The organism is Paenibacillus hemerocallicola, assembly GCF_006265175.1.
Taxonomy (GTDB): Bacteria; Bacillota; Bacilli; order Paenibacillales; family NBRC-103111; genus Paenibacillus_AB; species Paenibacillus_AB hemerocallicola.
Map to the genome: position 1 here is coordinate 100,880 of NZ_VDCQ01000026.1, position 10,885 is coordinate 111,764.

General features: G+C 51.7%; 11 protein-coding genes and 1 pseudogene. All 12 read left to right on the plus strand.

Annotation, left to right across the window (positions count from 1 at the left end):
- Positions 1 to 86: 86 nt before the first annotated feature.
- Positions 87 to 746 carry a hypothetical protein gene (locus FE784_RS19105; RefSeq protein ID WP_139603821.1) on the plus strand — a complete coding sequence of 220 codons (660 nt, stop codon included), beginning with the start codon at positions 87 to 89 and terminating at the stop codon, positions 744 to 746.
- The gene (locus FE784_RS19110) at positions 700 to 1,791 is read left to right on the plus strand and encodes a helicase-related protein (RefSeq protein WP_246132092.1); all 1,092 of its coding nucleotides are present in this window, start codon (positions 700 to 702) and stop codon (positions 1,789 to 1,791) included. Before FE784_RS19105 ends, FE784_RS19110 begins: the two co-directional genes overlap by 47 nt.
- Complete coding sequence (locus FE784_RS19115; RefSeq protein WP_139603822.1) at positions 1,791 to 2,546, plus strand: ComFC family protein; 756 nt, start codon at positions 1,791 to 1,793, stop codon at positions 2,544 to 2,546. The genes FE784_RS19110 and FE784_RS19115 overlap by 1 nt, the downstream gene beginning before the upstream one ends.
- A gap of 64 nt (positions 2,547 to 2,610) precedes the next feature.
- Positions 2,611 to 3,030, plus strand: coding sequence for a TIGR03826 family flagellar region protein (locus FE784_RS19120; protein WP_139603823.1), 420 nt, complete (start codon positions 2,611 to 2,613; stop codon positions 3,028 to 3,030).
- Between the two features lie 88 nt (positions 3,031 to 3,118).
- Positions 3,119 to 3,382 carry a flagellar biosynthesis anti-sigma factor FlgM gene (flgM, locus tag FE784_RS19125; RefSeq protein ID WP_139603824.1) on the plus strand — a complete coding sequence of 88 codons (264 nt, stop codon included), beginning with the start codon at positions 3,119 to 3,121 and terminating at the stop codon, positions 3,380 to 3,382.
- 25 nt (positions 3,383 to 3,407) lie between these two features.
- Positions 3,408 to 3,899, plus strand: coding sequence for a flagellar protein FlgN (locus FE784_RS19130; protein WP_139603825.1), 492 nt, complete (start codon positions 3,408 to 3,410; stop codon positions 3,897 to 3,899).
- Positions 3,900 to 3,947: 48 nt separating this feature from the next.
- Positions 3,948 to 5,483 (plus strand): flagellar hook-associated protein FlgK, encoded by a 1,536-nt coding sequence (flgK, locus tag FE784_RS19135; protein ID WP_139603826.1) that lies wholly within the window; start codon positions 3,948 to 3,950, stop codon positions 5,481 to 5,483.
- Between the two features lie 42 nt (positions 5,484 to 5,525).
- Positions 5,526 to 6,410: a flagellar hook-associated protein FlgL gene (flgL, locus tag FE784_RS19140; RefSeq protein WP_342779118.1), complete on the plus strand. Its 885-nt coding sequence runs from the start codon at positions 5,526 to 5,528 to the stop codon at positions 6,408 to 6,410.
- A 15-nt stretch (positions 6,411 to 6,425) separates the two neighbouring features.
- A complete protein-coding gene (locus FE784_RS19145; protein WP_139603827.1) occupies positions 6,426 to 6,992 on the plus strand; it encodes a DUF6470 family protein in 567 nt (188 codons plus the stop codon).
- 131 nt (positions 6,993 to 7,123) lie between these two features.
- On the plus strand, positions 7,124 to 7,594 hold the full coding sequence (fliW, locus tag FE784_RS19150) for a flagellar assembly protein FliW (RefSeq protein WP_139603828.1): 471 nt from the start codon (positions 7,124 to 7,126) through the stop codon (positions 7,592 to 7,594).
- 4 nt (positions 7,595 to 7,598) lie between these two features.
- The gene (gene csrA, locus FE784_RS19155; protein ID WP_139603829.1) at positions 7,599 to 7,829 is read left to right on the plus strand and encodes a carbon storage regulator CsrA; all 231 of its coding nucleotides are present in this window, start codon (positions 7,599 to 7,601) and stop codon (positions 7,827 to 7,829) included.
- 213 nt (positions 7,830 to 8,042) lie between these two features.
- A pseudogene (locus tag FE784_RS42895) lies at positions 8,043 to 8,457 on the plus strand (flagellin N-terminal helical domain-containing protein); the annotation flags it as partial.
- Positions 8,458 to 10,885 lie beyond the last annotated feature (2,428 nt).

Sequence of the window (10,885 nt, forward strand, 5' to 3'; positions counted from 1 at the left end):
ACGCATACTGGTTCGAACAGACCGGCGGGAAAGCATCCCTGCATCTGTTGGAACCAGTTTTGTCTTTATCGGAGGCTTGTGCGCTGATGGCGGATTTAAACCGGGAGTCGGCAGACAATGTGAACCATGTCTTGCGGAAGTGGGCTTCGATAAGCGCGGAAGCCGGTCTCCGAATAGGAACGGTGGAAGTCCGGACGGTCACATATACAGAATATGTGAAGGAGAGAAAAACCGAATCGATTGATGCGCAGGAGTTGTTGAAGATGGAACGGCTGCTCGTCGGGCGCTGCTTCTCCAAAGAAGAGCTGCTTCGTTTTCTGGAGCATCACGGACTCGAAGCGGCGAGCCAAGCGTGGACAAGCTATTTGCAGGCGGCCTTTTTAAGAGGACGGGTAGAACTCGGCAACGGGATCGAGAGCTCACGCAAGCGCCGTTATATGTGGTCGAAGCCCGAGCGCCATTATAGCTGCAATCGCTGCGGTACGGGGGGCGACCGGATGTATCCGGCAGATTGTCTATATTGCTCGGGAGAATGCGTGTACTGCGAGGAATGCTTGACAATGGGCCGGCTCCAAACGTGTACGTTGCTTATTTACGGTTCATCGGAAGCCGAAAACGAACGGGTCTCGGTCTCGAGACCCGATGTAACTCCGATAGAGTCCATGGCAGTGGAGTCTAAGTCCGGCCCAAACGGAGGCGGTGAAAACCGGATTTGCCTATTTAACAAGAGAAAACGGTACGGGTAAGCCCGGACGATTTCTGATCTGGGCGGTTACCGGCGCCGGGAAAACGGAGATGATCTTCCCGTTCATCGACCGCGAGCTGCGGCTCGGACGAAAGGTGCTGATAGCGACTCCCCGCAGGGACGTCGTTCTTGAGCTTCAACCGCGTCTGAAACGCGCTTTTCCCGATCGAAAGATCGTCACGCTCTATGGGGGCAGCGAGGAACGTTGGGAGCAAGGCGAGCTGACATTGGCCACTACGCATCAATTGCTCCGGTATCATAGAAGCTTCGATTTGGTCATCATCGATGAAATCGATGCATTCCCTTATCATAACAATCCTATGTTGCAGTTTGCGGCGGAACGCGTGTGTAGACGGTCCGGAGCATACGTTTTGCTGTCGGCCACCCCGCCGGCGAATCTCATACGATTAGCTAATCGGGGTCGACTTGCCCACGTCAAGGTTCCGGTTCGTTTTCACCGGCACCCGCTTCCGGTTCCGCGTGCGCTGCGAATCAAGGAATTGTCGAAATGGAAAGACAGCTTGCCGGGGAATGTAAGGTCTGCGCTGAAGCAGTCTATCGACAGAGGGGCTCAGTTGTTCGTTTTCGTGCCGAGAATTCGCGATGTCGAACCGATGGTAAAAACCATACGAGCTCATTTGTCCGGATATGCCGTTGAAGGAACCTCCTCCCAAGATCCCGAGAGAGCCGACAAGGTGGTTCGGTTTCGGCAAGGCGACATACGGGTTCTGGTGACCACGACCATTCTGGAGCGGGGCGTCACGGTTCCCAAAACCGATGTCTTTATTTTGCAAGCCGATTCGGCGACGTTCGATTCCGCAGCTTTGATCCAGATGGCCGGACGCTCCGGCCGATCCAAGGACGATCCCGCGGGTCGAGTGTTTTTTGCCGCTGCCGCCCTTACAAACTCTCAATCGCGCGCCATTCGACAAATTCGCCAGATGAATCGGGTCGCCAAACGAAAAGGATACTTAATTGACGGGAAGAAGGTGGAGGGAGAAAAGGCAGCAGCCGATCGCGACAACAGAACAAAAGGAGGGTTATGATGATCAATCGATTGTGGGAGCGGCTGGTCAGGACCGGCGAATCGTTACTGGGAGCGCCGACGGATCTTTGTGCGTACTGCCGGGCTTCCGTCAAACGATATGCGCTCCCGTCACTGGCTCTATGCTCACGCTGTACGAATCAAATTCCATGGATCGAGTCGATCCAATGCCCGCATTGCGGCAGGATGGAGCGATGCATGGACTGCACCAGAAGAGGGAGATCCAGCTTAAGCTTCAACCGGAGCGCCGTAAAGTATGACGAGCGGATGAAAGAATGGCTGGCGGCTTATAAATACGGGAGAAACGAGCGGCTGCAAGCACTGCTTTCCTCGATGCTGTTCCAGACCTACAAGCGGTACGAAAACGAGTATGCCCGATCTGGCGCCATTCATTGGATCACTCCCGTCCCGGTGAGCCGCCAACGGATGGAGGAACGCGGATTCAACCAAGCGGGGCAGCTTGCCGCAGGCTTCGGGGCCCGGGCGAGCATTCCCGTCGTCCCGCTGCTCGGACGCCGCCGGGATACGGCGAAGCAGAGCTACAAGTCGCGATCGGAACGATTGGACGATTTGAAGGACGCTTTTGCCATTGATGAAGATGGAATAAAGATGATATTAAAAAAAACGGTGCTGCGGCCGATAAACATAGTAATTATCGATGATGTGTATACAACCGGGAGCACCTTGCATCATTGCGCCAAGACGATAGCCGAGCATGCGGATGCGAACGTGTACGGGTTGACATGGGCAAGATGATTTGGAGCCGCAACGGGTAAGCGGCGCGGACCCGGTTTCGAATATGGGTAAGGGGTGCTGAGCTATGAATTTGTCGAATTGTCCGCAGTGCGGGAAAGTATACGTGAAGAACAGCTACAACTTGTGCCCGAACTGCTTGCGGGAGATCGAGGACCAATACCGGAAATGCGTCGACTATTTGCGTAAAAACCGCAGCTGCAACCTTCATGAGTTAAGCGACGGCACGGGAGTTCCGATAAGGATGATAACCCGGTTTATCCGTGAAGGCCGTATCGCGACAAAGGACGCCCCCAATGTGTTGACGCCCTGCGAATCTTGTGGTGAGCTGATTAAGGAAGGAACGCTGTGCGCGAACTGCAAGAGCCAATTGGCGAAGGACTTTAGCCATATGCAGGAAGACGAGAAGCGGAAAGCGGAGAGGCAGAACGCCTTGGATTTCGGCAACACGTACATGAAAGACCGCGACAAGTTCGATAAACGGTAAATTGGACTAAACAAACGGACGGAGCCGTCCGATATATGCTATAACAGGCTGTCGGAACGTAAAGCAAGCGAAAGAGCAGGTGATCTCTATGAAAATCAACGGCATAAACCGCGTCGGCGGAATGAATCCTTATGCAAGGCAAGAAGCGAAGCAGGCCGAGCTGAAAGGCAAACGGGAGAAGCAGAAGGACGAAGTGCAAATTTCCGCGCAAGCGCAAGAGCTGCACGGCGCTCAAGGAACCTCCGAGCTGCGCAGCCAAAAGGTGCAGGAGCTGAAGCATTCGGTCTCTACGGGCACTTACCACGTGGAGTCGGGGCAAATCGCGGAGAAGCTGTTTCCGTATATCAAATAATCGGGGGAGCGGGTGAACGGAAGCGATGGAAGCGATAGTGCGTACGCTGGATCAACAGATTGAAGTTCACCGTATCCTGCTCGAGTTAAGCGAACATAAACGGAAAGCGATCGTCGGCAATGAAGTGGAACGGCTGATGCAATTGACGCAAAAAGAAGTGAAGCTGATCCGGCTGGTGGACCAATTCGAATCGGAGCGCGCGGAAACGGTGCAAGCGTATATGCGTTCCAGAAATATGTATGTGACGGGCGCCATTACGATTAACACGCTGAGCAAAATCGCGGTCAAATTGGAAGAGAAGCAAGCGCTGTCGGAACGGCGGAGCGAGCTGCTGCGCCTGATCGAGGAGCTGAAGCAAGCGAACGAGTTGAACCGTCAGTTGATCCAGCAGTCTCTGGCCTTCATCGATTTTTCGATCGACGTGATTGCGGGGCCGCCGGAACAAGACGCGGTGTACCATCATCCGCAGCACGATCAGCAGACGTACCAGCGCAGTTATTTTGACCGGAAAGCTTGATGGTAAAAGACGCTCACAAGGAACGAATTCGGAAAGAAGGATACGACCATGAGATCGACATTCGGCGGCCTCGAAATAGCGAAGCGGAGTTTGTTCACCCACCAAGCTGCGCTAACGACTACGGGCCATAACATATCCAACACGAATACGGCGGGATACACGAGACAGACGGTAAAGTTCGTAGCCGCGCGGCCGATGGAAGCCGTCGGCATGCAGCGGTCCAACCTCCCGGGACAATCCGGGCAAGGCGTCGAGTTTTCGGGAATCGAACGGATTCGCGAGCAGTTTCTGGACGATCAATTCATTAACGAGCAAAAGTCGCTGGGCGAGTGGACGATTCGCAGCGATACGCTTGAGAAGCTGGAGAAGGTGATCAACGAGCCTTCCGACACGGGGATCCGTCAGACGATAGAGGGGTTCTGGAACGCCTGGCAGGAGCTGACCAAAAATCCCGACAGCATGACGAACCGCGTGCTCGTGAAGGAACGCACGATCGCGATGACGGATGCGCTCAACGATACGGCTACGAAGCTGAACGATTTGTCGAAGGATTTGACGGAGAACGTCGGAGTCAAAGCTCAGCAAATCGACACGATTCTCGGCCAGGTCGCCCGGCTGAATAACGAGATTTTCCGGGTGGAGGGTCTCGGAAACGATGCGAACGATCTGAGGGACCAACGCGACTTGCTCGTGGACGACCTCTCCAAAATGATTAATATATCCGTAACTGAACAGACGTCGGGCTATAACATTACGATGGGAAATGCTTCGCTTGTAGAGGGAAATACGAAGCAGGTGGAAGTGACCCCGGCCTATTTGGAAGCGGCTTTTAACGGAAATATGCAGACAGGCGAAGTATACGGCATGATCCTGTCGAGGGATTCCATCGTGAAGTCCTATGTGGATGAGTTGAACACGATGGTCAAATCGATGGTCAACGGTCAGGTCGAGATTACGTTGCCGGCCAATACGATGCTGCCGACAGGAGTTACGCTTACCGCAACCGACGGCACTACGGTCACTGGAACTTTGACGGCGGAGAAGACGGTGCGGGTAAACGGTTTGAACGGTTTGCATCAGCTCGGATACGATATGAATGGCAATCCGGGCGCTCCGTTTTTCCAGATGACGACTGGCAGTGAGGCGGCTACGCTCAAGCTAAACCAGAGCATACTGGATGACGTATTTACGATTGCCGCAGCCAACCGTACGTATGTGGACGAAGAAGGAAATACGAAGGTCGTTCAAGGGAGCAACGAGCTGGCATTGCTGGTCGCGGGATTAAGAAACAAAAAACTCGAATATACGTCCGGACAGACCGGGACGGTTGACGATTTCTTCCGATCCATCATTACGAAGCTCGGGATCGAGGGACAGGAAGCGCATCGTCAGATGGCCAATCAGCAAGTTTTGGTCGAGCATGTGCAATCCAGAAGACAATCGGTCAGCGGCGTGTCGTTGGACGAGGAAATGGCCAATATGATCAAGTACCAGCACGCATACAATGCGGCTGCTCGCGCTATGACCACCTATGATGAGATGCTCGATAAAGTCATTAATGGAATGGGCGTCGTCGGCAGGTAATCCGACAAGCCGATCCGCGGAGGGTGAAACGTTTTGAACCGAGTGACGCAAGGCATGATGAATTCGCAGCTGCTGCTCAACCTGAACAACAATTTGAATCGGATGAACAATTTGCAAAACCAGCTGGCCACGGGAAAAAGGATCAACAAGCCTTCCGACGATCCCGTCGGCATCAGCTTCGCTATGCGATATCGAAGCGAGCTCGGAGCGACCGACCAATTCCAAAGCAACGTTGATGCGGGATTATCCTGGCTCGATTTTACAGATACGATGATGAATCAACTGGGCAACGTCATGCAGCGCGTCCGCGAGCTTGCCGTTCAAGGGGCCAACGGCACCAATGACGACAACGCGATGACGGCGCTGAGCCAAGAAGTGAGCCAGTTGAAAAATCAGGTATTGGATATCGCGAACAGCGAGTTTAACGGGAAGTTTGTGTTCAACGGGCAAAAGACCGATCAGACGCCTTATCCGGACGCGCAAAATTTGCTGGTCGATACGGACCAAGGGGTTATCCATTACGAGATCGGGGCCGGAGTCAAGCTGGGCATAAACGTAACCGGAACGCAAGTATTCGGCGAACCGGATTCCGAGGATAACTTGTTCAAGCTGTTCGACGAATTCGCCGGCTACTTGTCCGAGAGCAAATATACCGACATCTCCACAATGATCGGAAAGCTGGAGACCCGGCTGGACAAAGTGCTGCAAATCCGTTCGGACATCGGCGCGAAGACGAACCGTATCGAATTGGCTAAGGGACGTTTGGACGATATGAGCATCAACTTGCAGACGCTGCAGTCCAAGACGGAAGATGCCGATATCGCGGAAGTGATCACGAACCTGAAGACGGACGAGAACGTTTACCAGGCATCGCTTGCGGCCGGATCGAAGTTGATTCGACCGAGCCTCGTAGACTTCCTGAAGTAGGAAGGAGCAGGCTCGATGGATTTGCCCAGAATTCATTATAGGCTTCAGCACGCCAAGCTGCATATCGACGCCGATTTGGGGAAATACGACATTCAGCAGCCGAGGCCGACTTTCGAAATGAAGCGGATCGACCCGAAGCTGGACATTCAGCAGCCGCGCGGAGATTTGCAGATCGATTCCAGCAAGGCACGGGATGCCCTCGGACAAGGCGGCAATCTGGAAATGATGCATCGGATTTATTCGTCCGCCCGTAACGTCGCCATGGACGGGATCGCCCGTATCGTGGAGAACGGCAATAGGCTGGCGGCGATCCACTTGGGCGGCAACCCGATCGCGGACAATGCGCAGGCTAACCTTACCGGCTTTCCGGAGATGGATTATGCGGGACCCACTTCGTTCGATAATGTAGATATTACGTACACGGCGCGTAAAGCTCAGATCGAGGTTACGCCGGGACGAATCGAATTCAATACGAAGGTGAACAATCCGATCGTGGAATACCGTAGGGGCAAGATGGAAATTTATATGAAGCAGTATCCGAACGTCGAGATGATTCCGCCCCAGATCGATATGAAAGTATAGTAGCTATAGTCGTCGGGCCATTGCGCTAGGATGTCGCAGGAAGCCCAAGCGTCTATAGCTATTTGTATTTCGGACGCTTTTTCGGTATTGTTCGAGTCAAGAAGATTTTATGGAAACGGAGTGGTTTCGACATGATATTGAGGACAAGAGACTTCGGCGAGATCGAGGCGCAGGAGCAGGACATTTACCGGTTCGCCGGAGGCATTCCCGGATTCGAGGATCGAACGGCGTTTATTATGCTGCAGGCCGGGGAGGGCAGCTCGTTTTACTACTTGCAATCCGTAGAAGAGGAGGCGCTGTCGTTCGTTTTGACCGACCCGTTCTTTTTCTTTCCTGACTATGAAGTGGAGCTATCGGATTCGGTCAAGGAAGAACTGGAAATCGGGGATCGCGCCGAAGTAGTCGTGCTCGCCGTCGTTTCCGTGCGCGAGCGTATCGCGGACGCGACGGTGAATTTGCTCGCTCCCGTAGTGTTCAACAAAAGCAAGCGGAGCGGCAAGCAGATCATTCTGGCAGGCTCTAAATACAGTACAAAGCATCGGCTAATGCCGGAGACGGAGGCCGCCGGTTCCACCGCTGCAGCCTTGAGCGAGGAGGGGTGAGCTTATGCTTGTATTGACGAGAAAAAAGGGCGAATCGATCATGATCGGCGATTCCATAGAGCTGGTAGTGATCGGAGTAGAAGGAGATTTGGTGAAGCTGGGCATTCGCGCGCCGAAATCTGTCGAAGTGTACCGGAAAGAATTATACGATTCGATCCAATCGTCCAATAAAGAAGCGACGGAGCGCACCGTTTTGGCACAGGATTTATCCGCATTCTTTAGAAAAGAAAAGTAAATAGCCGTAATGTAGAGATATAGGCGGTTTTTGGTCGGGAAATGGCCGAAAACCGCCTTAAGCTATCTGCAGCGCTCAAAATTTGCTCTTATATTTTTCTCGCGAAATTTCGATATATGTAGTAGGACTTTTCTATCGGGACCGGCCGGCCTGATAGAAATGCCTGACCCACAAGGATGTGGGAATTAGTTACTTCAGGGAGGAAGAAAAGGCATGAGAATTAATCACAATATCGCGGCATTGAACACGTATCGTCAAATGAGCACGAACTCGACGGCAAGCGGTAAATCGATCGAGAAATTGTCTTCGGGTCTCCGCATCAACCGTGCAGGCGACGACGCAGCGGGTCTTGCCATCTCCGAGAAAATGCGCGCGCAAATCCGCGGCTTGGATCAAGCGCAACGCAACTCGCAAGACGGCATCTCGATGATCCAAACGACGGAGGGTGCTCTTAACGAATCGCACTCCATCCTGCAGCGTATGCGCGAGCTGGCTGCTCAAGCGGCGAACGACACGAACGTATCCGTCGACCGCGAAGAAATCCAAAAAGAAATCAACCAGCTGACTTCCGAGATCAACCGGATCGGCAACACGACCGAGTTCAATACGCAGTCGCTGTTGAAAGGTAAGAATGTTCCTGTAGTGGAGTCGGCTGCGAACTTGAATACAGTCACTGCCGGTACTACTGGTGTAGCTGTAGGAGAAGTTTCCTCCATGGTAACCACTCAAAAAAGTGTGGTAGCTATTCAATCCACAGCCTCGGTACAAGCAGGTAGATCAGAGGCAACAGGATCGATTAATGATCAAACAACAGGTGAATCTACATTTACATTTACAGGTAGCACGGCAGCAAAGGGGTCTTCGGTAACACTTTCTAATGGCATCACGTTTAAAGCTAATATGGATGTAGTAGCACCAGGGGCAGCCAATGCACTAAATGACGTTGAAATTGAAATCGTGCAGGCAACCGGCGTAAATGCAACCAATGATATGCAGTTTGTAGCAAGCGGTAATGGTAAGTTCACTATTACTATTGGAACAGACGATAATGGTACTTCTCTAGTCAAGACACGTGCAGATCTATACAATGCGATAAAAGGAGAAATTGACGGATTTACCTTTACAGGTGGATCCGCGGGAATGGAGTTCACTGTTGCAGAGCCGTCTGGTACGGATGCTACGGTATCAAATGTTAACTCTACAAACAAATTTACCGGTGGTGTTAATGAAGTCGCAGGCGTTTATGAGTTCTCGGTGGAGAGAGCATTTACAGAAGCAGGGGATACGATCACAATCGGTGGTAGAACATTTACTGCAGTTACTGAAAATGCGGACCCTACATTGCGTCAGTTTGATATTACCAATGGTTCGGGTGTAACGTTAACCGCAGAACAACAAAGAGATAGTTTGAAAGCTGCTATTGAGAACGATAGCGTCTTAGGTGCTCGTTTTGCTGTGACAGATGGTGGTGGTGGTACTTCCAATCTTATACTTACTGAGAAAGCTGGAAAAGCCACCGGGGTTAATTTGACTAATCCTTCAGTAAAAGGCTATGGTGCCGATGATAAATTGGTTGTGACCAATTACGGCGGTCAAAACTTGAAAAACATCGAAATAGTCAGCGCACCTAATGGTGCTCAGACGGGAGCAACTGCTACTACTGGTGGCGGTACGCCTATTTTTACTTCAGATGTAGCTGGAACAGAATTAAATGGATTGAAAATTAAAGGTGACACTACTGTAGCGGCAGGTACCGGTGGTAAGGCCGAGTTTGACGCAAAAACCTTTACTGTTAATGTAACAGGCGGGTTTGCGAATGTAGCAGCAGCTACAGCTGCCATTAATGGAGCTTTGTCAAAAGCTGGTTTCCAGAACACTCTTACTGTTGATGCTGGCGCTGCTTTCACTGATCTTCAAGCCACGCTTACTTTTGGTGGTGGTATCACTGATATTCCAGCCGGTGGAGATAAGCTGGTTGTCGAGCAAAATAACGGCAATTTGAAGATCTATCTGGCTAACGAAACAGCTAGCAAAAATACGGCTGCGGAAATCCAAAAAGAGGTTGCTAAACTTGCAGGGAAGCAGTACACCGGCGGCGTCGATTTCAGTAAACTGGAATTCAAAGCTGAAGGGAATTGGGATAAAAACACAACCGGACTCAGCATTAAATCAGCAACAGGTACGTTGGCAGGCGGTACCGCAGAGAAGAAGGGCCAGTACGAATTTGAGGTCACTCGGGCGTTTGCAGCGGGAGACATTGTTGAAATCAACGGACACTACTTCACTGCAGTAGATGGGGAAGCCGACCCGTATAAAGGGCAATTTAATATTGAGGGCGGAAGCTTGACCTCTCAAGTGGCAGGTCTAGCAGATGCAATCGGGTTGAATAAAGACTTGGCAGGCAAATTTGAAATTTCTATCGAAAGTTTGTCGATCAAACTCAAGGAAAAGACAGCTTCGGGTAAAGATTTGAAGGCTGAATCAACGGCTGTTCGTGCAAGCGGAACTCAAGGACAATTTGTAGTGGATCAAGATAAATTGCTGGAGAGTGGCTCGAAATTCATCGTTGACGATGTAGAGATCTTGATCAGCAATAAGAACGAACATGTCGGTTATGACAATGGGACAGCGATTAAAGTAGCAGAAACGCTCGCAGACCAATCAAAAGCATTGGCTGATGCAATTAACACCAATGCTGATTTGAAAGGCAAATACACAGCTTCCGTCGGCGATGATGGCAAATTGGTGCTGACTCAAACGCAATTCGCTACATCCGAGAAAGCTCCAGAAGTATCCACCAAAAACTCGTCCGAAGGCGACTTCACGGCAACGTTCCAAATCGGTGCAAACAGCGGTCAAAGCATGACGATCACTGTAGGCGACATGCGTTCCGAAGCTCTGGGCATCAGCGGCGACGGTTCGGTCGGTACGGTTAAGGCGAACAACGGCTCCGTTGCTTCGTACACGGCTGTTTCCAACGTCAATAGCGGTTCCGACAACAAAAACGTCGAGTACGCGCTGGACGTTACGACGAGCGAGAAAGCTTCGGCTGCTCT